The sequence below is a fragment of the Candidatus Tisiphia endosymbiont of Empis tessellata genome (genome assembly GCF_964031035.1).
Classification (GTDB): domain Bacteria; phylum Pseudomonadota; class Alphaproteobacteria; order Rickettsiales; family Rickettsiaceae; genus Tisiphia.
In genome coordinates, this window is sequence record NZ_OZ034997.1 from 986,691 (window position 1) to 1,012,334 (window position 25,644).

Consider the following 25,644-nt stretch of genomic DNA (forward strand, 5'->3'; position numbering starts at 1 on the left):
TAATTTATGCATTATAATTTTATAAAAAATTTACTTAGTGGGACAAAAATATTTGCTAAAATAGTAGTGCTATGCAGTCTACTAAATTTTACTATTATCCATAATAGTTATGCAGAAGAACCAAAACAAAAAGATACTTTAGATACTATAATTGATATTCTTTCAGGTTTGACCTGTGAAACTCAAGGTATCGGTGATTTATTACGTACGGAATTTTCTCACACTTGTATACCAGCATCATTTTTTACCTTTGCTGTTGCTAATATAATTTCGCCAGGATTATATGCAAATACCATGCTACGTCTTAAAATAAATGACCATGAATTATTTGATGGAGATTACCCTGGAGGACAATGTGCAAGAAATAATAAAATTGATCCAAATGACCCTAAATTAACCTTTGCATTTTGTAATAATGTTAAGCTAGCAGCTGTTAGAGTACAGGCAATAGCCATTTCTGCTCTTGCTATTGCTAAAGCCGTATTAACCGGTTCTGATCCGTGGGAAGAGATTATGAATGCATGGAAAAGCAATAAAGCATCATTTCATACTATTTATAAGGACACAAAAGATGGTTATTCTAGTGTAATGTTGGACGTACCTATACCAGTTATTTTTAAAGTAGTAAAAATAAAAGATACCATGTGTGTGGCTGCTCCTACTATATTAGCAGATTGGGTATCAGTTGGCTGTAAGTATATTAGAGAACCTTACCCTGAATCGATCTATGCGACTTTTATGAGTCTTGATGGTGGAACTAAGAAAGGTCCTAATACCGCTACTGACCCAATGGCAATAGTTGATTGCGGCTTGTCATCTTCTAGTTGTTACCAAAGGGCTTATAATAACTCTAAGACAGCTATAGTCATTTCTTCACCATTAATCGAATGTATTAAGGAAATGACAGCAAGATTACTGATCAGTAAAGATGTTTGTACATTCGATGATGTTAATAAAGTGATTAATTCCAGTAAAAGGGAGAGTAGTGTATTATTTCAATTCCAACGTAATATGCACAGGACTGTTACTGCTTTATTAACTATATATGTAATTTTCTTTGGTTTTAAAATCATACTTTCTAGTGAAATTCCACCCAAAAATGAAATAATTAATTTTATATTAAAAATGTTATTTGTGACCTATTTCTCTGTAGGTATAAACATTACCCCTGGTAGTGGTTCTGACTATAATCGACTAGATGGTATGGTGCAATGGGCTTTTCCTTTATTATTAGGAGGAATAGATACGCTTGGTGGTTGGGTTATGAATTCTTCTCCATCAGATTTGTGTAAATTTGATCCCAAAGATTACGTCGATAAAAATCTTTCTTATATGCCCTTGTGGGATGCATTAGATTGTCGAATAAGTCATTATTTGGGATTAGATATTCTCTCAACTTTACTGGTAGAAAATCAATATAAAAATCATGATTTCAAGAGTTTTGACTTTTTTAGTTTTTCAGCCCCACCTTATGTATATTTACTGATTCCTGCTATTATTTCAGGTAACATGACTCTAGTATCCTTGGCACTGTCCTATCCTTTATTAGTGATTTCTGTTGGAGCGTTTATGGTGAATGCTACAGTGATGTGCATGATATCTATAGTAATATTAGGTGTTTTAGCTCCTCTTTTTGTGCCAATGTTTTTATTTGAATATACTCGTTGTTACTTTGAATCATGGGTAAAGTTATTAATATCATTTTTGCTACAACCTATGGTAGTGGTAACCTTTCTGATTATGATGTTTTCAGTTTATGATTTCGGTTTTTATGGTCACTGTAAATATGAAAGTAAACCTATACAAAATAGTATAGAAAGTGGAGGAGATGGAAAAAGAAAGGTAAAAATATTTTATGTTAATACTAATTGGGATGGATATCTTAATAAAGACGATGTTAAAAGTTGTAAGAATAGCCTAGGTTATATGCTTAATAATCCACTTGCAACAGTTTTTGATTTTGCCAAAGATAACCTAAATGAGATAGTGAAAGAAAAACCAGGTAGTGGTAGTACAAGCGATCATTTATCTAAATACCAATTTTTGCAGGGCATTATTATGGGACCCGGTATGTTCTTTGTATCACCCAAATTAGTTTTTGAGAAAATTAAGGATATTGCTCTAGCTTTAATTACTGCCTGCTTTACTTTGTATTTAATGTATCACTTTAGTAGCCAATTAGCAGAGTTTGCGGCTGATATGACTGAAGGTGTACCTCTTAGTGGTGTTGCCATACATCCACAAGCAATATACAAAGCTGGTATGGCTGCTCTTGGAGCTGCTGGTAAAATGCAGGCGGCTGATAAAGTAGCTAGAGGTGCTGGAGGTGCTACTAAGGATATGGGTGGTGGAGGTGGATCAGCTGAAGATACTGAAGCTACTGGTGGTGAATCAGCAGAAGATAGCTTAGACACCAGCGGTTCATCTAGAGATACTGTATCAACAACAGGAGGAGGTGGTGGTAAGTCTCTAGGTGGTGGACTTCCTATCTCTCCAACCCGTCATATAGCAGAATCTACTGCAGCTAGTGTATCTGAATCGAGTTCTTCAAATGCAGGAGGTTCTTCAAGGGAATCAAGGGCTAATTTGCAGACTATTGACGAACCTATTCTACCTCCAACTAATAAAATAGTAGAAACAGAGGATTTTGTTAATAGATCACCACAGATAGCTACAACAAATACACAAGAATTAGGAAGGACAGTAGAGAAATCAAGTACTGCTAAGGAATTACCAAAAGAGCAAAAGACCCATGAGTTACTCTCTAAAACTTTGGGAGGACTTGAGGATTCTACGGTGCAAGCTGGAAAGGCTGGTGACATTAAACAAGAAATAAAAAATCGTGAGGAAAAAGTTAGGAAGGAAAGCTATCTTAAAACTAGACCAGCTAAGAAAACTACAACTGCTAGAACTAATGTAAAAAAAGATGGCTCTGATGAAAATTCATAAAGTCACCAACTGTACAAGTTTAAGTAGGTATAATAGTCCTCGATGTTATGTGGGCAGGAATCTATACTATTTAACAGCCTTTCAGGCTATTTATTGGATTCTTGCCTACACGGGAATGACGATGTCAAGGGTGATATCATGCTTGTTAGGGGTGATTTCGTCGCTGCGTAAGCAGGTATCTAATAACAGCTTTAGTTATTTTACTTTTTTAGATTCCTGCCTTCGCAGGGATGACATTAAGGGAAACAGAAATGATACCTTAGGGCTGTTATACCTACGTACATTTGGTAAAGTCATAAAAGTTTTGATACAATGTTGTTTGGTACTTTTCTCAAGCAAAGTTTTTGCTGGTTTTGGAGATCCGTGTCCATCAGTTTCATTTGCAGTAGATGATTATTTAAGACAAAACACAGCTTACGGGCATCTTCTATATAGTATTGATATGACCGGTACTCCTAATGGGTGTGATGCAACTGACCCACAATTTAAATTCTGTCTAAAAAATAAAGATGGTAGTCCTATAGAGTGTAAAGTTATTACTCTTAATTTAAATGATTCTAAGCGTCTTAGTGAGTTAAGCACTGATAATAATCCCGATTTAGGTGGAAATACTTTATTAAAAGATATTATTTTAACAGTAAAAATTATTGATAAAAGATTATGCCTAGTCATGTCTACCTCAAAAGGACAACTTCCACTAGCTTGTAAAAATACTACCACACCAACTCCGATACCACCACCAAACGAACAATGCCGGAATATAGGTAAAACTTGTTATATGGGTACTACAAGAAGTCAGTCATTACTTAATTTTTCTGGCTTAGCTGTAGATTGTGTAAAGGAAACTCTAGATAAAGTTTTTTTTCGTTATAGTAGCTGTGATCCAAAAAATGATCAGATTAGTTTGACTGCCCTTAATCCTTTCTCAACCTTCCAAGAATCTTTGAAAATATCTATTAGGGCGGCGTTAATATTATATGTTATGTTTTTTGCTGTTAATATGATTTTAAGCAAAGAATATGGTAATTTAGATAAAATAGCATCTTTTGTTATGAAGCTAATAGTTGTCACTTATTTTGCTACAGGTCTTGGACCAGTATATTTTAAAGGTGGAAAGGAAACTACCGAAAATGGTATGCTTCAGTATGGTTTACCATTACTCACGGAGCTTACTCCACAATTTGCCCAAATAGTTTTTAATGCTGGTGGCTCTCGAGGATTATGTGAGTACGATACTAGTAAGTATAAAGATGGGTATAAGTTTTATGCACTTTGGGATGCTGTTGATTGCAGGATAGGTTATTATTTGGGTATGGGACTATATTATAACACAGAATCCGTTTTAAACGGCATTCCTAGTAGAAGTGTGCCGGGCAAAAATAAAAATAATCCTGTAAACTTTAAAAAACCTGGAAATGAAGCTCCGGATGCATTGAGGAAAGTAGGAGGATTCAGATTTCTTACTGTAATGTTTGGTCTATTATTATCTGGACAAATAATAATAGTAGCATCTGGAATAATATTTTCTGTAATATTTGTTTCAATAATTTTATATTTTATAACACACTACTTAGTATGTCTAGTTACCATATATGTCATGACCTATATTTCTCCTATATTTATTCCTATGGTTTTATTTACTAGAACCAAAGCATATTTTGATGCATGGCTAAAAATTTGTATATCTTGTGCAGTGCAACCCGCAGTGGTGGCTGGTTTTATTGCCTTGTTACTTACTATGTATGATTCGGCAATATACAAGAATTGTGAGTTTATGAGGCATGACTATACGTATAGCAGTGATGTTCAGTTTAGTACTTTTGAGCTTAGATTACCAAATGCTAATACTGATGATTGTAAAAATAGTGCTGGATATAAATTATTGCGATATTATTCAGGGGAAGGTTGGGAGAAGCATCTTTTAAGTCTTTTTCCAATTAAATCAATTGTTGTAGATGTCGTATCACTGTTAGTAGACTTACTTTATGTATTAATTTTTTCAATTATTTTTTATTATTTTTCAAAATCAATTAGTCAGTTTGCTGCCGAGCTTACTGGTGGTCCTATCATGGATTCTGTAACAGCTAGTCCTACTAAGATAGTTGATATGGTTAAGAAGGGGGCAGAATTTATTGCCGATGCTGCACAAAGCTCCGGTGGAAAACCACCGCAGAAAAATCCTTTAGAAAAACCAAGAAAAGGAGGAGAAGAAGCAAAAGATTCAGGTGGTGGTGATAGTGGTGGCAAAGCTGAAGGTATGGCAGGTTCTAGTGGTGGCGGTAGCGACGGTGGTATGGGTTCTGGAGGAGGTGGTGGTATGAGTGGTGGTGGCGGTGGTTAACTTGGATATTATTGTATGAAAGGAAATTTATCAAAACTCATAATGGTATTAGGCATAGCGGCTTTAGTGGTTAGCGTTGTTATGGTATTACTTGGGATGATAGGGTCAGTAAAAATTACCAACGGTTGCCTCCTTAGATATGATCAAGACGCAAAGGGAGGTAGTACTGATCGTATTACTAATACAATCATGCTTAACGCAACAGCAAACTATACTGTTACTACTACAACAAAACCAGATGGGTCGCTTGAAACCGAGTATGATCCTAACCGTTACGGAGAATGGTTAAATACTAACCTAGCTGTTACAAATGAACAGGAGATTAAGTTTAAAATAGACGGTAATATAAGCCTTTGCAGGGCTTATGTACCAAAGAATAATATTCAACAGCTTTCAGATTTGGATGACAATGGTAACAAAGTTGCCATTCCTAGGGTTGAAGAAACTAATGTAGAACCGCTATCCTTAATTTTTGATGCTAAAACTGATGAATGGCGAAATATAGCTGAATTGTTTATTAACGATAAGATCATAATATCAGTTTCACCGGATCACAAGAAATTGCCGGATTTGCCAAATAATATGGCTAGTGTAAAAAATATCTTTAAGCTTGTTAAGCAATATGGTGAATTTAAAAATTTTATAGAGACAGCAGATTGTTCAGAAGGACAAAAAACATATAGTCCATTATGTGGTAGATACTCGATATATTCCGGGCAGTATGTTAGTGGTTGTAAGTGGTCAGCAAATTGTAACAATCCGAATGATTGCGTTAATATTAATCCACATGAGGTGTGTTGGAGTAAGCCATATGACTGGGAATTGCCCTCGACTGTTTGTAACATAGATCCATTGCATGTAGGAAGTTACTGGAAAACAATATGTGATAAGACTCCTTTTTGGGCTAATGTGATGAGTACAGCACCAGAATCTTATCGTGATGACGGTTTTTTTACTTCGCCTTGGTATGATAATACTGATAAGCTATTTACTAATTTCTACCCTGAATGTTCTAACAATTCTAGTGCTTCATCTCGTAGATGTCCTGATGTTGATCATAGCATTAAAGATAAAGCTTACATAGAAGGAGAATACCAAAATAAAAGATATTTTTGGTATTCTGCCGATGGTCCAACAGGTCTGTTATATAGAATGGATAATAGTGAGACTTCAACTAATGCAAAATCTTTAGGGACAGGCTATGAATTTGCTAAAATAATTGCTGGAAACAAAGATTATGATCCAATAAATAATAGTAGAGCTGCTAATATTAAATATCAAATCATTTATAACGATATTATAGCCGGTACAGCAAGAACCTATTTACAATATCGTTTATGGTCAAAATATCCTGACTATAGCAAGAATACTGGTGGCTATGTCTTAAACATTAAGCAGACCAAATGTCGAAGAACTAATGGTGAGAGTTTTGATGATGTTGTAGCTAATCGTGGTAAAGTGCAATATTTAGTAGTACCATATGACGAAAATCCTAACAAAACTAGTACAATTTATAGCACTAGTAATATTAAAGTGGTTGATGCAGACGGCAATGCAAAAATTACTGCGAATGCCAATGGATATCTATGGATGAGAATTTACAATAAACAAGAGGATTATAAAGAAAGTTATGGTAGATACCAAGTACAATTCTTTACCTCAGAAAAAGTTAGTAGTTTTACTTTAAATATTTTAACCCCTTTATTTGAGTTATTAAAAGGCAAAATCAAGAATGCAGCTGTGATGATTTTTAAGAATATGACTTGCTATGGTGGGGGAGTTACTACTTGTACTAACTTTTTTAACTATATAAAAGCCGTATTAATTCTTTACGTTATGTCATACGGAGCAATGTTTTTACTAGGTATGGTCAAAATCAACCAACAGGATTTGGTAATTAGGATAGTAAAAATCGCTATAGTTAGTGGGTTAATGAATGAAAGTACTTTTGAATTTTTCAATAATTATATATTTGATTTTGTAACTAATTTTTCAGATGGAATTATCTCCAATATGAGTGGCTATAGCATGTTTTCATCGACGAATAAGATAACAAATCCTTTCATGTTCCTAGATGCATTAATGAGTAAAATATTGTTCAGTAAAACTTTTGCTGGTCAAGTGCTTTCTTTAATCTCTATGGGTCTTAGTGGATTGATTTATTTTGTTATAGTATTTATTGCTACAATGATAGTAATCATCACCGCTCTTCGAGCCGTGGCAGTTTATATTATGGCATTTATGGCAATCGCTATATTAATTGGTGTAGCTCCATTATTTCTTACGTTTATGCTATTTGATTTCACTAGATATTTATTTGATAATTGGGTGAGGTTTACTTTTAGATATATGATAGAGCCAGTAATTTTAATGGCAGGAATTATTATACTTACTCAGTTATTTACAATTTATTTGGATTTTGCAACTGGTTATAGTGTGTGTTGGAAATGTGCTTTACCTATAAAAGTTCCATTTCCTGCTATCCCAGGTCTTCCTGCGATTTTCTCTAATTTAGAGATTTTTTGTATCAATTGGTTTGTACCTTGGGGAATGGATTCTCGTTCTGGCATGATGGGTTTGAATATGCAACATTATATTGCATTAATTATGATTGCTTATGGAATGTATGGTTATGTTGAATTTTCTGGAAAAATGGTGGCAAAGTTGACTAGTACCGCTGGACCTTCTGCAACATCTATGGGGCATGCGATGTCATCGGCAATGGAACAAGGAGCTTTAAAAAAGGTTGGTTTAGATCAGGCATCTAGAGATACAATTAAGAAAGAAGCTGCCGGTAGATTAAAAGATAGGAATAAAGCAATATATAAAGGGAATAAAGCTAGGTCAAAAGGTGATACAAAGGATAGTGATGGTAATAATAAGGATCAGAATCCAAGAAGTGGTGTTGAGAGTGGTAGTGGTAATGAAAGTGATTCTAATGCGAATCCAAAGTAATAACTGAAAATGAAGTGAATAGGATGAGAAATTTCAGGTATCTAATTTTGTTGGTAGATTTTCTATTTAAAGGGCAACTGTTTATTGCCTTAGTAGTTCTATTAGCCTGTAATCCTGTCAAAGCTGATGATAGTGAGAAAGATGCTAAATTTGATTGGATGAGTTCGAGTTTAAGTGGACTTGCAGCTCTATTTTCAGCATGTCTAGAAGTACCAAAATTCAATAGTTTTCAAGAAGGTAGCATTTCTTTAGACCTTACAAAACCAAATGAATGGAATTCTACTGGTAACTATGTCAAAAAAGATAAAGCCATTAAGTTTGACTGGAGTACTAGTGGAGCTGTAAGTAGTCCAAGAAAATACCGAGTGATGTACCGTATAGATCCAAGGTTCAATAGACCAAAAATATTTATTAAAACTTTTAATCATTTAACTAAAAAGTATGAAGCTACTAATTTTCCTAAATTTAAGGCAACTGATCCAACTAAAGATTATATAAGTCTAGCATTTAGCAAAATGCAGAATTATGTAGACTATTTTAATTTTGTTGAAAATCGTCAGAAAATTCGGGTAGAAAAAGGTGATGTAATAAATATAACTCTTGCAAGAGCAGGAGATTTTTTTAGTGTAGCTACTGACGAAGATTTTTTAAAGTCAGAGCTTGACAATAATATGTTAGGAATTCCGTCACTTTATACAAATAGCAACCTTGATAATAAAATACTATATTCAACTGCAGAAAAATTATGTTATTCTATTGACCCCTCAAGGGATAAAGTGTGTCAGGGTACTGGAGCAAGTACCAAATATAAGGCTTTAGATAAGTTAGTATTAGTTGGTAAACCGTTAACCCAAGGTTCTATACAACAGATTATTACAATTTGTCCTGATTTTGCTAATGATAAAGATAACTCTCCAGTGTGCTTCTATGATCAAGGGAGAGGGATGAGGATACTAGTAAATAACCAGATTATAAAGAGAGAAGCGGAAAGTTTTGTATATTCTAAATTTCTAAAAAAGAGTTTCTTATATTATAAATCTGATATTGCTGGAGATTTAGATTTTTTAACTGATTGGTCAATCCAAGGCATGTTTACCTCCCTAGACAAACCTTTAATGAGTGATTGGATTGGAGCTTTTTCAGATATTAATGAACTTAGTTCTTATATTAGTAGCCCAGCTGTAGACTTAAGTAGTAGTTTTTTACATTTTGGACGCTACATTATGATGGTGGAAATAGGTAATGGTGATAAGAGTATTAGTGATGCACAACAAAAAGACATAGAAGTTGAATATGTAATAATGAAAGATGGTGGGACACCACTTGCATCGCTAGTGGGTACACAAATCAACCAAGATTTTGCAACTGATGCTGACAAAGATGGCTATTTATGGGTTAGAGTAAAGAATCCTAATAAAGAGGTAATGGGGTTAATTAAGGTAAATTATGCTAATTATACGGGGAGTACTTGGTTTTCAGATATTGTATATAACGGGGCAGTTAAACCTATTACCGATGAGTTTCATAAATTTACTATGAATTTTTATACTAAATTAACTAAAAATGTAACATTACACCGAATCATAAAAGCTGCATTGATTCTTTACGTAATAATATATGCTTTAACCTTTTTAGCGGGTGCTATTCAAATAACTGCCAAAGACTTATTAACAAGAATTATAAAAATAACTTTGATAGTAATACTGATAGGAGATGATAGTTGGAACTTTTTCAATAATTACTTATTTAATGCCTTTATTAAGGGTACTGACTATCTAATTACCAATGTAGTAGGGCTTACTAGTTCTACAGTTAACATTTTTGGTTTTATTGATCCAATATTTGATAAATATACCAATGGCAGATTTTGGGGGCTTTTATTTATACAATTACTCCAAATCCATAATGGTCTTACTTTTGTTGCTATCATAACTATTTATTCTCTGACGCTTTATTTTAGAGCTATTTTGGAAGTTATCATAGGTTACGTTATAGCATATATTAGTCTTGCGGTTATGATATCTTTAGCACCATTATTCATAATTTTGGTACTATTTGAGAAGACAAAAAGCATTTTCGATAACTGGTTATCTACTTTATTTAGTTACATGATGCAACCAACCATATTATTAATATTTTTTCTATTAATAGATCAGGTGATGTCTGAACAACTTTTAAAAATTGTGGTAAGAGCATGTTGGGATAGTATGTTCATCCCAATAGAGATAGGATTAGATTTAACGCATATGAACATGCCGATTAATTTTTCGTTTAAATTACCATTTTTACCTGGGATACCTTTCTTTGCACCGGATGTTACGGAAATTAATAATGCACAGGATTTATTAAATTCTACCGGGACATTCTTGGTAATATTTACCAGTAGCTTGTTATTCTATGCTTATTGCCTAATGTGTTATGGACTTGTCGATTATGTGACTATAGTAGTTGCTCAATTGACCAACGTAACACCTGCAAGACAAGAGGGTGATTTCCAAAGACCTGATAATCCTACAAAATCTATTATGCAGGATATGGAATCTGTGGCAAGACCAGTCAAGGATCTAGCTTTTGCTTCAGCTAGAATATTTAAAGATAAGGTGATAGATCAAAATTATAAAGCTAGGAAAAGTGATCTTGACGGCAAGAAAGAATATACTGGCAAAATATTTGCCTCAAGAAATGATTTAGACACTGGTGGTGAAGCAGATGGTGGATCTAATAAAAAGGAATAATTACTATTTAAGCCTAGGTTTTTATAAATGAAGAATATTTTTGCTATTTTATTAATTTCTATGTTGTGCCTTTCAGGATGTACTGGCGATAGGTGCATTGATGCAGATGATTTTGGCTTTATAAAATTTGTAATTTCTTCAAGATATAAAAAAGAAGAGTTAAGCGGACAACAACAAGATAATCAAACAGCTCCTTGGATCAATACTGGATATAATGTGAATGGTCAACCACTTACTATATTGGTAAAAACTTGGGATTATTCTAAAGGAGATAAAAACAACTCTACAGAATTATCAGCTTGGAGTGCGTGGTATGGTCAAGAAAAGAATACCAATACTTTATCTGAATTTTGTAAGAGACTACAAATATGCCAATTTATAGATGGCAGGATGTGTACTAGTAGTAAGGATGCCAAAATTAGTAATGCACCGTGTTTATTTAAAAATGGTGTAGGGCTATACATGTTAATTGCTGAGCGTGATAAAAATCCTAATCTCTCTTTGGATACACAGCGTACACCCTATTGCATTACCGCCCACCTTGGTGAACCTCTTGTTGGTTATGAACTTTATGATCTTAATAAAAGAGGGGAATTAGTAAAAGCTGGAGGAATAAGTTATCAATATGAAGGTGAGGATAAAGTTAAATACGTTCAATGCCCATTATATTTTAAGATTTTAGATAAATTTTATGATGATAATAATGGTCAGTATCGTGTAGTTATTAAATCTGGGGTCACTGACACTAGACCTGACCCTATTGAATTTTTAACGAATTTAATAAAAGCTGAGTTATTTGGTGATGGTAAGAATCATGGGCTAGTTAGGTCAATTTACGAGGGTATTATTAAAACACCAGGGTATCGTGTATCTGTTTCGGCTCTATTAACTTTGTATATTATGTTTACAGGGTTTTCTTTCCTGATTGGCAATGTTAATCTCACACATACTGAATTAATAATTAGAATAGTAAAAGTTAGTATAGTATCTACGTTACTTAGTTCAACTAGTAGCTGGCAATTTTTTCATGATTACTTATTCGTGTTTTTTATGGAAGGGGTAGAGGAAATATTACGAATAATTAAAGAAACAGCGGCTACCGGACCTGGGTCTTGGAGTATTATAGGTTTAATGATAGCCCCGCAAACTATGGCAAAATTATTTTCATTACTATTTGTTGATCCGTTAGGATTTATATATATAATTTTATTCTTGATAGCCCTTTATTTTATCTTCATGATGGTATTTAAGGCTACTATTATATATCTTACGGCACTGATAACCGTTGGGATGATTATCATAATGGCTCCAATATTCATTTGCTTTATGTTATTTGGTATCACGCGTTCATTGTTTGAAAACTGGTTAAGACAGCTGATTTCCTATGCACTACAACCAATTATATTATTTACTGGTATTGCTTTTATTTCAATGATTATCAGAACAGAAATATATTCTTCACTTGGTTTTGGGGTATGTAAGTATGACTTCCCAAATTTAGGTCCGATAAATGACATATTTGGTAGTATGAATGAATATCTAGACACTAGTCTTGGAGACTCAATATTTTATTGGTGGTTTCCATCTCCAATGAAAGCTGGCAAATTTTCTAAAACAAAGGCTAATATATTAGTGCCTGTTGATCATCGCATCGATGATGGCTCGCCTGATGGCAACCTATGTTTAGCTTATCAATGTATCGAAGAAAGATATGTTGAATTACCATTTTTAGATTTAGTCCAAGATGTAAGAAGAATTGATAATTTTTTCAGTGGTCACTTTGTTCAGCTGGATGGATTATTGTTAATTTTTGTATGTGTTTATTTACTAAGTAAATTTAATGATATAGCTGTTTCAAGTGCTAAATTCTTATCTAGCACCTCAGGTAATCTAACAAATTTACAAGCAATTGGACAAGCTGCTTTTGCCCCTATTCAACAGCAAATAGAGAGACCTGCAAATTATGCTTTCGGTGCTGTCAAGCAAAGGGTAGATCAAGTAACTGAGAAGGCAAGTATGTTTGTTGCCGATCAGTATGAAGATTGGATGATGGGGGGTGTAGCCCAAGAGGTACTTGACCCAAAAGCAGTAAAATCTAGTGTTTTAAGTGAAGTAAAAAGAACTTATGGTATAGATTATAAAGACGTTAATGTTAAAGCTGGAAGTGATTATCAAAGGGCTATTAGCGAGGTTATGGAAACTATTAAACCTGATGGACAAGTTAAAGAATTTACTGGCAGTAGTTATGCAGAACTTAAGGATCATTTAGCAGCTCTTAAATTTGGAGAAGGTAAAAAATATGATTCTCTTAGCGAAGAGCAAAAGAAAGAACTTAATGATTTAATGAAAACTAAAGATGGTAAAACTTTACGAGAATTAGCGAGTGATGCAAAGTTTACCCAAGATTTCCAGCAAGCTTATGTGGATACACATCAAGCAATGTCAGCAAGGGGAATAGGGTTATTTGGTAAAAATATAGCACCTCTCAAAAGTTGGCAAGAGATGAATAGGCGTGTTGATGAAAAGAGAGAGCTACGTGATAAGAAGCGTAAAAATATAGGAGAGAGAATATATGCTGGTTATGAAGGGTTAAAACGAGAAGCACTTACTGCTATTGTTGGTAAAGATTTACGGGATGCTTTTGAGGGTAACTTAACTGGAGCAGAGTGGGAAGATTTTAATTATAATGATCCAAGACTTAGAACCCATAGTGAATCACTTAAGGATCAGCAAATATCTTTGGAACATCAAGAACTTCTAACTAAAATCAATAAAGAAACCATTGCTGTTCAGGAAGATATTTCATCTCCTGAATATCTAGCCAAGCTTGAATTACAGGGTAGAACAGCAGATATTGCATATTATGCAGAACTATCTAACAAAAAACTTGCCTTTGAGATATATGATGCTTTAGCTAAAGGTGAAGGTGATAAGGGGGAGAATCCCGTGTTGATGGGCGAGCGATTCATACGAGAAAAAGCAACGGATACTCAAACTCGTAATATGATTGACAGTGCTTATAGAATTAAGCAGACACTAATAGATAACGATAAATATGCACGCAGACAAGAACATTATGAAATTATGCGTGAGAAAGCTGAAGCTAATGGGGATAATCAATCTTTAGAGTATAGTAAAGCAGTACTAAAGAAAATAGAGGAAAGAAAAGAACTTATTAAGAAAGAAGTTATATCTCACATTGATGGAATTAATCAATATCGCTTAAATGCTAAAATGCCTAAATATGAAAAAAATAATTAACTTTTTCAAAGCAAAATGAGTGCAAAATAATAGTCTCTTACCCCTTGCCAATCACTACTATGTCACCCCGCAGGGGTTAAATAGACTTCTTTCGAAACTCTACTTCTGGCTGGTGATTTGTACGTCGATGCGGTACTCGAATCCTCACGTATATTAGAGTACGCTGCGGTTCTGCGTCTCCTTCAAATCCCTCAGCACAAGCGAGTTTCGAAAGAGGTCTAATATATAAACACCTCCTCTTTCAGGAGATTTTTTTAGATACCCGCCGTAGCTCCATCGTTTTGACGTTAGCACTACAATTGTAGCATTAAGTATAGCATATATTTTTTAGGTACTAATAGATTTTTGAAAATTTTGTCGATAACAAGGTGTATGACCGTATTTGGTAACAAGGTAATATAATGGACTGAAGAAAATGGACAAAAAAATAGAGTTAAAAGTTTCCTAATTAAGATAAAATAATAAGAAAAAATTAGGAGAAAAAATGACAAAAGAAAAAGTAAGAGTTTTTAGTGCTGAAGAAAAAACTAGGATAGTATTAGAAGTGCTGAAAGAAGAGAATCCATTATCAGTGATAGCATCAAAATATGAGATAAACTCCAAGACAATTAGTAATTGGAAAAAACAATTTATATCAAATGCAGCATTGGCTTTTGAACCAGCAAAACTGGTAAGTAAATATCAGGAACAAATTAATATGCTGAAAGAACAAAATGATGAATTAGCGAAAACTCTTGGAAAAACAATAGTAGAGAGAGATTGGGCTGTGGGAAAGCTACAAAGCTTGGACTTATCAAATAGAAAAGAACTTGTCGATTCCAAGCTAGCAATGTTACCAAAGACAAGGCAATATGAATTATTAAAGATTAATCGTTCTTCAATGTACTATAAAGCAAAACCATTTAGTGGGTATAACTTAAATATTTTAAATAAAATAGATGAAATATATACTGATAATCCTGAATTTGGTTATCGTTATATCCATAGACAATTATTAGAAGATGGCTTGGTTATTGGTAAGGATCGGGTTCTAAAATATATGAACATGATTGGCATAGAGGCTATTTATCCAAAGAGGAAAAAGTTAACATCTGGAAAAGATAAACAGCATAAAATTTATAGTTATTTGCTTGATAAATATTGGTCTAATCTAGGTACAAGTAAAACTGTAGATGTACCTAACGCTAACGAGGTTTGGAGCGGAGATATCACTTATGTTAGAACTAATTCGGGATTTATGTACATGGCGGCAATTATAGATTAGCATAGTAGAGCTGTGTTGAGTTATAAATTGTCAAATAGTATGGATGTAAGTTTGGTAACTGAAGTATTGCATGATGCACTTAACAAATATCCTGCACCGCAGATATTTAATAGTGATCAGGGCAGTCAATATACTAGTCATGAACACATTGAAATTTTACAAGAGGATACTGGACTGAAAAATCAAGACAAAAAAAATAATAATGTTGTTTCCCATTTTTGCATTTTTCAAGCTGCAATTTGTTCATAATTTTGTATAGAATTTAGATAGGCATTCATAGGCTTTTTGTAACCAATACTTGAATGAAATCTTCTATAATTATAGTGATTGATGTAATCATCAATACCACTCTTTAACATCTTTAAAATCATTAATAAATATACAATTATATTTTAAAGTTTGGAAAAATCTCTCCATAATTATATTATCAATACTTCTTCCTTTACTATTCATCGAAACTTTAATGTTATGCTCTTGTAAAATTTCAATGTGTTCATGACTAGGGTATATCGTCACGAGATTTTAGTCCACATTAGTAATCCCCTTAGACAAAGGCCTGCCATGTATGATTTTGTATTTTTAGCATATCTTGTTGCTATACCACGCCATTCTTTAAATTTTTGAAATGTATTTTCAATAATGTGCCTTAACTTATATAAATCCTTATCTATCTCTCTTTGAATCTTTCTGTTTCTTTTTGATGGTATTACAGGAATTATATTTGCTTGCTCAGCAAATTCTACGATGCTATTTGTGTCATAAGCTTTATCTGCTATAAGGTACTCTGCCTCTATATTTTGGGTTAATTCACAAGCTTGAGTACAATCGTTTCTGGAACCTTCTGTAACAATAATTCTGACCGGCATACCATTGCACATCCACGGCCATATGTATCTTTGTATTGAGCCCCCTTTTGTACGGCTAATCGTTTGATTCCCGCCTTTTGCCCTAAGTCCTGCTTTATGAACTTTTACAAATGTTGAATCTATCATTAACCATTCGAAATCAGGAGCATTTATAAAAATATTTAGTACATGCTCCCATACTCCATTATCGCACCATCTACAGAATCTTCTGTGTACATTCTTCCAATTACCATAATCAGGTGGCAAATCTCTCCAAGGAGCTCCTGTCCTAAATATCCACATTACTGCATTTACAAAGGTTCTATTATCTTTTGCAACCCCTCCCCAACAACCTTCCCTGCCAGGCAAATGCCTTTGTATCTTATTCCAAAGTTCATCATTTATATCATGTCTTCTATGTGCTAGCCCCATAACTATTATCCCTATTACTATAATTAGTATAACCAACTTCACAAATTATTCAACTATAATCTCGTGACGATATGCCCTAGTATATTGACTGCCCTGATCACTATTAAATATCTGCGGTGCAGGATATTTGTTAAGTGCATCCCGCAATACTTCAGTTACCAAACTTACGTCCATACTATTTGACAATTTATAACTCAACACAGCTCTACTATGCTAATCTATAATTGCCGCCATGTATATAAATCCCGAATTAGTTCGAACATAAGTGATATCTCCGCTCCAAACCTCGTTAGCGTTAGGTACATGTACAGTCTTAGTTGTACCTAGATTAGTCCAATATTTATCAAGCAAATAACTATAAATTTTATGCTGTTTATCTTTTTCAGACGTTAACTTTTTCCTCTTTGGATAAATAGCCTCTATGCCAATCATGTTCATATATTTTAGAACCTGATCCTTACCAATAACCACGCCGTCTTCTAATAATTGTCTATGGATATAACGATAACCAAATTCAGGATTATCAGTATATATTTCATCTATTTTATTTAAAATATTTAAGTTATACCCACTAAATGGTTTTGCTTTATAGTACATTGAAGAACGATTAATCTTTAATAATTCATATTGCCTTGTCTTTGGTAACATTGCTAGCTTGGAATCGACAAGTTCTTTTCTATTTGATAAGTCCAAGCTTTGTAGCTTTCCCACAGCCCAATCTCTCTCTACTATTGTTTTTCCAAGAGTTTTCGCTAATTCATCATTTTGTTCTTTCAGCATATTAATTTGTTCCTGATATTTACTTACCAGTTTTGCTGGTTCAAAAGCCAATGCTGCATTTGATATAAATTGTTTTTTCCAATTACTAATTGTCTTGGAGTTTATCTCATATTTTGATGCTATCACTGATAATGGACTCTCTTCTTTCAGCACTTCTAATACTATCCTAGTTTTTTCTTCAGCACTAAAAACTCTTACTTTTTCTTTTGTCATTTTTTCTCCTAATTTTTTCTTATTATTTTATCTTAATTAGGAAACTTTTAACTCTATTTTTTTGTCCATTTTCTTCAGTCCATTATAGAGCATAACATTAAAGTTTCGATGAATAGTAAAGGAAGAAGTATTGATAATATAATTATGGAGAGATTTTTCCGAACTTTAAAATATAATTGTATATTTATTAATGATTTTAAAGATGTTAAAGAGCTAAAGAATGGTATTGATGATTACATCAATCACTATAATTATAGAAGATTTCATTCAAGTATTGGTTACAAAAAGCCTATGAATGCCTATCTAAATTCTATACAAAATTATGAACAAATTGCAGCTTGAAAAATGCAAAAATGGGAAACAACATTATTATTTTTTTGTCTTGATTTTTCAGTCCAGTATCGTTATGCCAAGTAAGACAAAAATATTACAATAGGGGGTCAAAACCTGATTACAATTTACACTCCTTCTATTTCTTCTGCCATATTTTTATATTTGCTTCCTCGACACAACATTAATGATTTTATTATGCCCTTGAACGTATTTAGTCTTGTATCTTTCATCTCAAAATGATTATATAGTAATTCGGCTAGTAACATAGAGTACCACAGATTTTTTTGTGTTCAATCTAAAATATTCTATTTACTAGCTCTTGCAACCACACCATCTCTTTTGTCCAGTAGTGTGGACAACTAGTACGTGAGGAGCGGAGATCATGAAGTACGACGACGTGATGATTAGTTTTTGGAAATGGTATTACAAACAAAAAGATTGCCCTAGATATACTTCCTTTACTTGATAGCTTGTGGCTATTTCTTGTGGAGTTCCTTCTAATAGGACTTTTCCTTCGTAAATAACATAGGCTCTGTCAACTATATTAAGAGTATCTCTAACATTGTGATCGGTAATTAGGATGCCGATATTGCGGTTACGTAAGTGAACAATTAAATTTTTAAGATCCTCAATTGCTAACGGATCAATGCCTGCAAGTGGTTCGTCAAGCATAATAAATTTGGGATATAGTGCTATTGTTCTTGCGATTTCTAGCCTACGTCTTTCTCCGCCGGATAATCCTATTACTGGCATGTCTTTTAGATGAAGAATAGAAAATTCTTTAAGCAAATCTAATGTTTTTTGTTCGATAATTTCTTGGTCATTTTCTAAAATCTCTAGCATTAATCTAATATTATCTCCTACAGATAGCCCACGAAAAATTGATGGTTCTTGAGGAAGATAGCTAAAGCCAAACCTAGCTCTTAAATAAATTGGTAAATGAGTAATATCATGATCATTATAAAATAATGCTCCACTATCTGGTTTGGTAAGTCCTATAATAATACTAAAACAGGTAGTTTTACCTGCACCGTTTGGACCAAAAAGACCAACTATTTCTCCTGTTTTTAATTGAAGAGATACGTCGTTTAGGATCACTCTCTTATTATAAGATTTTGAAATACTACTTACTTGTAATTTCTCTATTATTAAATGCGGCATACTTTAAAAATTTCTTACATAACTAATTTTTTGATTTGCTATAATCTATATTATTGAGTTCCGTATAATATACTAGTTTGTCAGTTTTTATAATACCATCCTTATTCTGTACTATTACATCACCAAGCAGTACTAGTTCTTTTCTTTCTACAAAATATTTTGCAGAAGTAGCAGTTAGTAACTCTTGACCATTATTCTTTTTAGCAGTCAATCTTGACGGTATGGAGATGTAATCAATAGTTTTTTTATTATCAACTGTTTTATAAAAAATTTCTAAATTAGTTGTTTTTACCATCATATCATCAAACCACAAAATCACCTCTCCTGTAAAACAAGCTTGATTCTTAGTTTGATCAATTATTAAATTGTCAGAATGAATATATAATCTATCCATACTCGAATGCTTTGAGTACGGATGTTTCCCATAAGCTACGGATGAACTCATGATTAGAAAAAACAATACATAGCAAATCATGCTAAAAATCCGATACATCAATAACCGTCGATACATTACCTTTGAAATTTATAATATCATTATCATGTGTAGCACTAAAATTATTAGAAGTAATTTTACAATTTTTATAAGATAATACCACTCCTGTATTACTATATGTTTCTTTATTTAGTAGATTCAGTTGTGCTTCTTGTGCTTTTAATGTGCTTTCTCCTAAAAAAAACTGTACATCATTTTCTAATTTTAATATGTGACTACTCTCATTCAATATACCATTTTTTGCACTGATCACTAAGTCTTTGTTGTCATTTATTTTATATGTAGCATTAATTTCTTCTAGTTTATATTGATTACCTAAAGTCCTAACTGCTTGCATAGTCTGAATCTGGTAAGGATTTAAGTTTTTATTGAACCCCTTAAAAATTGAATTTGAAATTTTTATTTCATAATCTTTATCATTTGGATTAAAAGCACTATTGCTACTATTATCCTCCGTTGATTTTGAATTATTACTGATAGGATTTAAATTTATATAAATTAAACATAAGGTTAATATTATTCCTAAACAAGATAAGATCTTTGATAGACTAATTGAACGTCTATAAGATGAAATGATAGCACTACTACCTTTATCTATGAAGGGAATCTTAACCATAATATTGCCAACATTATACGCGAATTTTGGATAAGAATTAATTAATTCTTATCTAAAATTGGGGTAACATTATCATGGACATTCATCAACTAATTCCTGCCCTAAGTAAGTCATGGATATGAACAATACCAATCACCATATTATTTTCAGTTACTGGTATGCTAGTAATCGATTTACTATTCATTATACCTAAAGCCTCTCCCGCTAATTTTAAAGGAGAAATTTGTTTTGGATTAGAAGTCATTACATCGCATGCATACTTCATATCTATTTTATCATTAATATGTCTACGCAAATCTCCATCTGTTATAATACCAACCAAACTCAAATCTTTATCTACCACTATAGCACATCCAAGACTCTTTTGATTCATAACCAATATAGTATCGGTAAATGAGGTATCAGCATATACTAAAGGCAACTGATCTTTCACCCGCATTAAGCTCTCTACCTTTATAAGATTCGCTCCAATCTTTCCTCCAGGATGATACAGCCGAAAATCATCTTCAGAAAAGCCTCGTGCTTCATGTACAGAAGTAGTAAGTGCATCTCCAAGAGATAACATCATTACTGAAGAAGTTGTTGGAGCGGCAATATAAGATGCTTCATTGATTCTTGGTATTAATAATAGGAAATCACTATTGATTGCTATAGTAGAGTTGGCATTCATAGTCATGGCAATTATTTTTATAGAAAATCTCTTACAATATTTCATTATATCAAATAATTCTCTGGTCTCTCCTGAATTAGACAACATAAATACTACATCATTGTCAGTTACCATACCAAGATCACCGTGGCTAGCCTCAGCTGGGTGCAGATAAAAAGCAGCCGTACCGGTAGAAGCAAAACTTGCTGCTATTTTATGAGCTATATAACCACTCTTTCCTATACCGGTTAAAATAACCCTACCTTTACAGTTAATTATATAATCTACTATATTGTTAAAATCACTAGGAATATTATTAGATAATTCAACTAATGCAGCAGATTCTTTTAATATAACCCTTTTGGCAACATCACAATGGTATGGTATTTTCATATAGTGTCCGAATTGTTCAATGATGTTATTCCACAACTGTTGAAAGTTAAAAAATCGTCTATTAGCGAAGCACTGTTGTAAGTCTTAAACCGTCTATTAGCGAGGAATCGCGAAAAAGCGGCGACGCGGCAATCCAAGTACGCGAAGCGTTACTCTAAAAAAACAGCTTCGCTGTTTACCTGGATCGCCACGGCATCTAAAGAACCTTGCTATGACGATTATAGAAAAATGTAGGGTACTATGATATTACACATCAAACCTAACGGCAAGTGATACATTATGACCTTTATATGCTAATGACTTAATATGATTTTTTATTTCTTTTGTGCTACCAAAATCTTTCCAACTATAAGCTGCTTCAACTTTTACTCCTGGGGCTAACTTTGTAGCAGCTCCAAGAGTAAGCTGGTAGACTAGGTTATTTTTTTTACCACTAGAAACTGATACACCATTATTCTTAGTAATTTGGTTTTTTAGTTGACCAACTCCAGCACCAGCACCAACAAAAAATTCACAAATACTTATATCAACAATATCCACATAACCATTAAGCATTAAAGTAGCAATTTGAGGCTTAATTTTTGAGTCTGTACCGGCAAAAGAATGCTTAAATTGATGATTAGCAATCCAAGCAAGCATGAGATCAGTTCTAACATTATCTAAAATATAATAACCCAAACCTCCGCCAAGAAACATAGCTGTATTTTGCTTTAGTTTTTTATCATTTAACTTAATATTAGCCATTTTATTCGCCCCAACCTCTGCTTTCAAATAAAATTGATTTTCAATAGCTAAAGAGGAAAAAGAGACTAAAAGTGAAATAGCTATAATCGTTACTAAGAGTAAATTTTTCATAATTCTATTTTTTAATTTACATTTTACTATAAATTAAACTAATCCGCTAGCTTATTTTCAAGATAACCCTACAAATAACAAAAGAAGAGGGTTACTAAAAGCCCTCTTCTTTTGTAGCACAAAAATAATAAATCTATAAATCATTTACTATTAGATATCAAATCTTAAGCCAGCCATTAAATGGTGACCTCTGTAAGCACTCTCTGATTTGCTTTCTTTCCCTTTCCCATGTTTTGCTACTCCATAATCTCTCCAGCTATAGGCAAGCTCAACATTTATACCATCAGCCACATTAGCAGAAGCACCAACACTCAACTGATAAGCAAAATTATTAGAATTATTAGACTTTGTGGATATATCGATTGATTTTCGATTAACCTCTGTAGTGTTACGTGTAGTCACTATAGGTCCATTTAGAGTTGCTTTCTCTTTTATTTGAGCCATACCAACACCTGCTCCTGCAAAGAACTTAGCAAAACCTGCATCATACAAATCAACATAACCACTGAGCAACAATGATATTACTTGCCCTTTACGCTTTGATGCTAGAGTTCCTTGGAGCTTTCCCTCGCCTTTTCCCACCGCACCAGTAACAGTAATAGAATCTTTGAATTCTATATTAGGAAGGAAATCAAGTGTCAATTCTGCTCTAACATTATCCATTGCATAATAACCAGCACCAAGACCAACAACACCAACAGCACTTCTTTTAACTTTCTGTGTCAAGGATAAGTTTTCCATTTCTTTAGGTAATTTACCCTTTTCTTTATTCAACATAGCTGCACCACCTTCAGCTTTAAGATAAAACCCCCCTGTTTCAGCAAAAGATGTAGCAGAAGTTAAAAGAGCCGTACTTGTAGCAGCGATTAAAAACAACTTTTTCATAATATTTCTCCTTAAATTATATAGACAAGAATTCCCTTATTAGATTCTCAAATAATGCCCGTGAAACACAAATCTCTCCAAATTCCACTTAGGCTACCTAGTTCGGTATATATAGCATACTATTTTCTTTAGGACAAACTAAAAAACTATTATGAGCATTAATCAATAGTGTTATAGAGATACTTTGTGGCAATAAAAACACAATAGACTGAATCTGTAGCTAACCCGAAAATGTTTGAGCCATCGTAATGGTGATAGAATTTATGCCATTGCCCTGATATTACGCGAATTCGGGATAAGAATTTGTCAATTCTTATCCCAAATTCGTTGAAATTATCGAAACAATCAGATTTGAGACGGCTCTGCATCTGATTGTTAAATTAATATTTTGCTAAAAACATGATTTTAAAAGATTAAAATCATGTTTTTAGCTTTAGAAAGGTTTAAAATGCATTCGCGTTAGCCGCTTTAAGAATGCATTTTTCCTTATATTAAAGCCAATTAGGGATAAGAATTAACTAATTCTTATCCCTAATTGGGGTATATTCATGCATAACTGAAAGCATCTAGCAAATTCTCTACGCTATCTGTGCTTGCAAGCTTGTTGTTTTTATATTCTCCACATTTAAGACATTTATGGGTTAGAATTATGCCCTTTTTACTATCGAGTTTATAGGAAACTGGCTGCATTAGTCCGTTACATCTAGAGGCTCTATCCCCAGGGTTAATATCCACATGTTTGCTGTAGAAACATGCTGAACAATGGTTAGTATAGCCATTTCCTTGTACCAATTCACTACATATATCACAAATAAAATCTTCTTTATTTCTATAAAACTTTTTTGTAACCATTTTTTAACTTTTTTTTGGCAATACATGCTATTTTTTTAGCCCCCTATCTACGCAAGGAACACCCTAGGCTATTAAACCGATGTCTTACATCACCCCAATTTGGCATAAGAATTGACAAATTCTTATCCCGAATTCGCGTACATCGATATTAGACCTCTTTCGAAACTCTACTTCTGCTGGCGATTTGTACGTCGATGCGGTACTCGAATCCTCACGTACATTAGAGTACGCTGCGGTTCTGCGTTCCGCGTCTCCTTCAAATCCCTCAGCATAAGCGAGTTTCGAAAGAGGTCTATTTGAGGTTAACTAATGATAGCAACAACGGGTATATGATCAGAAGGCTTAATTTTAGTTCGTAGATTATAATGCATGTAGCAATCATTTAGATAATCTGCAACATTGCTTGATGCAAGTATCATATCAATACGCATACCTTTATTTTGTTCAAAGCAACCTGCTCTATAATCCCACCAAGAAAATTCTTGCTTAGTAGGATTTGATAATCTATATAAATCCTCAAAACTAGAATTTAAAATAATTCTCAATCGTTGTTTTTCTTCATTAGTAAAACAAGTAGTATTTTGTAACTCTTTTGCTGAGTATACGTCAATATCAAAAGGAGCAATATTAAAATCTCCTCCAACTATCACCTTAGTATCAAGAGTTCTTTTGGATTCGAAGTAATTAATTAAATTATCATAAAATTCTAATTTCATTTTAAATTTATCACTACCTACCAATGAACCGTTAGGTGCATATAATGAAGTGATACTACAAAAACCTATAGGAGTTTGTAGAGATATTTCTATAATCCGTGCTTGATTAGTACAATTAATACCCGGAAAGTCTTTTACCACTTCATCAGCTGGAAACTTTGATAAGATAGCTACACCATTATAGGATTTCTGACCATACACATAGAAATTATATGCTAGATCTGATAGTTCATCAAAAGGAAACTTATCAGTCTCACACTTGATTTCTTGTAACAAAACAATGTCTGGATATACTTCTGTTAAAAAGTCCCGTAAATGTTGTAGTCTTATTCTTATAGAATTAATATTCCAAGTAGCTATTTTCATTTCTAATTCCTAGTGTACGTTTATATACAAATTTGGGATAAGAATTTGTCAATTCTTATCCCGAATTCGCGTATTTTACATCGGCTTAAAAACCATTAAAAAGAAAATAATAACTAGGCTGATAAATGCTGGCCAGCCAAGATAAAACCATAAATTAAATAATTTATAATACTGTGCTGGTAATTGCTCATTATTTTTTAATGTTCTGACTGCAATACTCCGTAATTGTATTTGAATCCATACTACTGGTAGCCAACATGCTCCTGTAATAGCATATCCTAAATAAGTTAGAACAAGCCATAAATCAAAGAAATCATATCCAACTATTTTTAATACTCTACAAATTTTTCCTTCTCTTTTAGTGCAATTAACAACCACTTTAGTTAAGTCATCCATATGTATGGGTTGGAATTGTTGTGATCCATCTCCTATTAAAGGAATAAACCAAGGTAAAGCTGAAAGATATCTAAATAATGAAGTACCTCCATAACAACCACTTGTATACACAAGCGATGGTTGTAAAATCACCCAATCAATATTTTTTAAAGTT

23 protein-coding genes are annotated in these 25,644 nt (G+C 33.2%); 8 read left to right on the top strand and 15 right to left on the bottom strand.

What is annotated here, in order from left to right; translation table 11 throughout:
* The first annotated feature begins 6 nt into the window (after nt 1-6).
* The 7 genes from AAHM86_RS05210 to AAHM86_RS05245 all read left to right on the top strand — a co-directional run bounded on the left by AAHM86_RS05210 (nt 7) and on the right by AAHM86_RS05245 (nt 15,754).
* Nucleotides 7-2,949, top strand: a complete 2,943-nt coding sequence (locus AAHM86_RS05210) for a type IV secretion system protein (protein WP_342267519.1) — start codon at nt 7-9, stop codon at nt 2,947-2,949.
* A gap of 265 nt (nt 2,950-3,214) precedes the next feature.
* A complete protein-coding gene (locus AAHM86_RS05215; protein ID WP_410521581.1) occupies nt 3,215-5,290 on the top strand; it encodes a type IV secretion system protein in 2,076 nt (691 codons plus the stop codon).
* Between the two features lie 15 nt (nt 5,291-5,305).
* Nucleotides 5,306-8,245 carry a type IV secretion system protein gene (locus AAHM86_RS05220; RefSeq protein WP_342267520.1) on the top strand — a complete coding sequence of 980 codons (2,940 nt, stop codon included), beginning with the start codon at nt 5,306-5,308 and terminating at the stop codon, nt 8,243-8,245.
* A 23-nt stretch (nt 8,246-8,268) separates the two neighbouring features.
* Nucleotides 8,269-10,980 carry a type IV secretion system protein gene (locus AAHM86_RS05225; protein WP_342267521.1) on the top strand — a complete coding sequence of 904 codons (2,712 nt, stop codon included), beginning with the start codon at nt 8,269-8,271 and terminating at the stop codon, nt 10,978-10,980.
* Between the two features lie 27 nt (nt 10,981-11,007).
* Entirely contained in the window at nt 11,008-14,241 is a 3,234-nt protein-coding gene (locus AAHM86_RS05230) for a type IV secretion system protein (protein WP_342267522.1), read from the top strand.
* 484 nt (nt 14,242-14,725) lie between these two features.
* Entirely contained in the window at nt 14,726-15,505 is a 780-nt protein-coding gene (locus AAHM86_RS05240; RefSeq protein WP_342267523.1) for an IS3 family transposase, read from the top strand.
* A 12-nt stretch (nt 15,506-15,517) separates the two neighbouring features.
* Complete coding sequence (locus AAHM86_RS05245; RefSeq protein WP_342267524.1) at nt 15,518-15,754, top strand: DDE-type integrase/transposase/recombinase; 237 nt, start codon at nt 15,518-15,520, stop codon at nt 15,752-15,754.
* Here AAHM86_RS05245 and AAHM86_RS05250 read toward each other — a convergent pair.
* The 5 genes from AAHM86_RS05250 to AAHM86_RS05270 are packed head-to-tail and all read right to left on the bottom strand — an operon-like array spanning nt 15,733 to nt 17,775.
* Nucleotides 15,733-15,864 (bottom strand): IS3 family transposase, encoded by a 132-nt coding sequence (locus AAHM86_RS05250; RefSeq protein ID WP_342267525.1) that lies wholly within the window; start codon nt 15,862-15,864, stop codon nt 15,733-15,735. The genes AAHM86_RS05245 and AAHM86_RS05250 overlap by 22 nt on opposite strands.
* Entirely contained in the window at nt 15,845-16,021 is a 177-nt protein-coding gene (locus AAHM86_RS05255) for an integrase core domain-containing protein (protein ID WP_342267526.1), read from the bottom strand. Before AAHM86_RS05255 ends, AAHM86_RS05250 begins: the two co-directional genes overlap by 20 nt.
* Nucleotides 16,018-16,824: an IS5 family transposase gene (locus AAHM86_RS05260; RefSeq protein ID WP_342267527.1), complete on the bottom strand. Its 807-nt coding sequence runs from the start codon at nt 16,822-16,824 to the stop codon at nt 16,018-16,020. The genes AAHM86_RS05255 and AAHM86_RS05260 overlap by 4 nt, the downstream gene beginning before the upstream one ends.
* A 3-nt stretch (nt 16,825-16,827) precedes the next feature.
* Nucleotides 16,828-16,983, bottom strand: coding sequence for a hypothetical protein (locus tag AAHM86_RS05265; RefSeq protein ID WP_342267528.1), 156 nt, complete (start codon nt 16,981-16,983; stop codon nt 16,828-16,830).
* Between the two features lie 12 nt (nt 16,984-16,995).
* Nucleotides 16,996-17,775, bottom strand: a complete 780-nt coding sequence (locus tag AAHM86_RS05270) for an IS3 family transposase (RefSeq protein WP_342267529.1) — start codon at nt 17,773-17,775, stop codon at nt 16,996-16,998.
* Nucleotides 17,776-17,871: 96 nt separating this feature from the next.
* Here AAHM86_RS05270 and AAHM86_RS05275 point away from each other — a divergent pair, with 96 nt between their 5' ends.
* Entirely contained in the window at nt 17,872-18,117 is a 246-nt protein-coding gene (locus tag AAHM86_RS05275) for an integrase core domain-containing protein (protein WP_342268395.1), read from the top strand.
* Nucleotides 18,118-18,233: 116 nt separating this feature from the next.
* On the opposite strand, the gene AAHM86_RS05280 is transcribed toward AAHM86_RS05275, so the two are convergent.
* The 10 genes from AAHM86_RS05280 to AAHM86_RS05330 form a co-directional block, all read right to left on the bottom strand.
* Complete coding sequence (locus AAHM86_RS05280) at nt 18,234-18,374, bottom strand: hypothetical protein (protein ID WP_341747918.1); 141 nt, start codon at nt 18,372-18,374, stop codon at nt 18,234-18,236.
* A 157-nt stretch (nt 18,375-18,531) separates the two neighbouring features.
* Complete coding sequence (lptB, locus tag AAHM86_RS05285) at nt 18,532-19,269, bottom strand: LPS export ABC transporter ATP-binding protein (protein ID WP_410521544.1); 738 nt, start codon at nt 19,267-19,269, stop codon at nt 18,532-18,534.
* A gap of 22 nt (nt 19,270-19,291) precedes the next feature.
* On the bottom strand, nt 19,292-19,663 hold the full coding sequence (locus tag AAHM86_RS05290) for an LptA/OstA family protein (protein ID WP_342267530.1): 372 nt from the start codon (nt 19,661-19,663) through the stop codon (nt 19,292-19,294).
* An 82-nt stretch (nt 19,664-19,745) separates the two neighbouring features.
* Nucleotides 19,746-20,378, bottom strand: a complete 633-nt coding sequence (lptC, locus tag AAHM86_RS05295; RefSeq protein WP_342267531.1) for an LPS export ABC transporter periplasmic protein LptC — start codon at nt 20,376-20,378, stop codon at nt 19,746-19,748.
* A gap of 85 nt (nt 20,379-20,463) precedes the next feature.
* A complete protein-coding gene (locus AAHM86_RS05300; protein WP_342267532.1) occupies nt 20,464-21,420 on the bottom strand; it encodes a KpsF/GutQ family sugar-phosphate isomerase in 957 nt (318 codons plus the stop codon).
* A 246-nt stretch (nt 21,421-21,666) separates the two neighbouring features.
* Nucleotides 21,667-22,275 (bottom strand): outer membrane protein, encoded by a 609-nt coding sequence (locus tag AAHM86_RS05305; protein WP_342267533.1) that lies wholly within the window; start codon nt 22,273-22,275, stop codon nt 21,667-21,669.
* A gap of 150 nt (nt 22,276-22,425) precedes the next feature.
* The gene (locus AAHM86_RS05310) at nt 22,426-23,160 is read right to left on the bottom strand and encodes an outer membrane protein (RefSeq protein WP_342267534.1); all 735 of its coding nucleotides are present in this window, start codon (nt 23,158-23,160) and stop codon (nt 22,426-22,428) included.
* A gap of 546 nt (nt 23,161-23,706) precedes the next feature.
* A complete protein-coding gene (locus tag AAHM86_RS05315; protein ID WP_342267535.1) occupies nt 23,707-24,012 on the bottom strand; it encodes an RNHCP domain-containing protein in 306 nt (101 codons plus the stop codon).
* 302 nt (nt 24,013-24,314) lie between these two features.
* Nucleotides 24,315-25,094 (bottom strand): exodeoxyribonuclease III, encoded by a 780-nt coding sequence (gene xth, locus AAHM86_RS05325; RefSeq protein ID WP_342267536.1) that lies wholly within the window; start codon nt 25,092-25,094, stop codon nt 24,315-24,317.
* A 75-nt stretch (nt 25,095-25,169) separates the two neighbouring features.
* On the bottom strand, nt 25,170-25,622 hold the full coding sequence (locus AAHM86_RS05330) for a DUF2269 family protein (RefSeq protein WP_342267537.1): 453 nt from the start codon (nt 25,620-25,622) through the stop codon (nt 25,170-25,172).
* Between the last annotated feature and the right edge of the window lie 22 nt (nt 25,623-25,644).

Bases quoted from the DNA above. Each gene is read 5' to 3' on its own strand.
- AAHM86_RS05210 (WP_342267519.1), top strand. From the start codon at position 7: ATGCATTATAATTTTATAAAAAATTTACTTAGTGGGACAAAAATATTT.
- AAHM86_RS05220 (WP_342267520.1), top strand. From the start codon at position 5,306: ATGAAAGGAAATTTATCAAAACTCATAATGGTATTAGGCATAGCGGCT.
- AAHM86_RS05225 (WP_342267521.1), top strand. From the start codon at position 8,269: ATGAGAAATTTCAGGTATCTAATTTTGTTGGTAGATTTTCTATTTAAA.
- AAHM86_RS05230 (WP_342267522.1), top strand. From the start codon at position 11,008: ATGAAGAATATTTTTGCTATTTTATTAATTTCTATGTTGTGCCTTTCA.
- AAHM86_RS05240 (WP_342267523.1), top strand. From the start codon at position 14,726: ATGACAAAAGAAAAAGTAAGAGTTTTTAGTGCTGAAGAAAAAACTAGG.
- AAHM86_RS05250 (WP_342267525.1), bottom strand. From the start codon at position 15,864: ATGTTAAAGAGTGGTATTGATGATTACATCAATCACTATAATTATAGA.
- AAHM86_RS05270 (WP_342267529.1), bottom strand. From the start codon at position 17,775: ATGACAAAAGAAAAAGTAAGAGTTTTTAGTGCTGAAGAAAAAACTAGG.
- AAHM86_RS05280 (WP_341747918.1), bottom strand. From the start codon at position 18,374: ATGTTACTAGCCGAATTACTATATAATCATTTTGAGATGAAAGATACA.
- lptB (WP_410521544.1), bottom strand. From the start codon at position 19,269: ATGCCGCATTTAATAATAGAGAAATTACAAGTAAGTAGTATTTCAAAA.
- AAHM86_RS05290 (WP_342267530.1), bottom strand. From the start codon at position 19,663: ATGGATAGATTATATATTCATTCTGACAATTTAATAATTGATCAAACT.
- lptC (WP_342267531.1), bottom strand. From the start codon at position 20,378: ATGGTTAAGATTCCCTTCATAGATAAAGGTAGTAGTGCTATCATTTCA.
- AAHM86_RS05300 (WP_342267532.1), bottom strand. From the start codon at position 21,420: ATGAAAATACCATACCATTGTGATGTTGCCAAAAGGGTTATATTAAAA.
- AAHM86_RS05305 (WP_342267533.1), bottom strand. From the start codon at position 22,275: ATGAAAAATTTACTCTTAGTAACGATTATAGCTATTTCACTTTTAGTC.
- AAHM86_RS05310 (WP_342267534.1), bottom strand. From the start codon at position 23,160: ATGAAAAAGTTGTTTTTAATCGCTGCTACAAGTACGGCTCTTTTAACT.
- AAHM86_RS05315 (WP_342267535.1), bottom strand. From the start codon at position 24,012: ATGGTTACAAAAAAGTTTTATAGAAATAAAGAAGATTTTATTTGTGAT.
- xth (WP_342267536.1), bottom strand. From the start codon at position 25,094: ATGAAAATAGCTACTTGGAATATTAATTCTATAAGAATAAGACTACAA.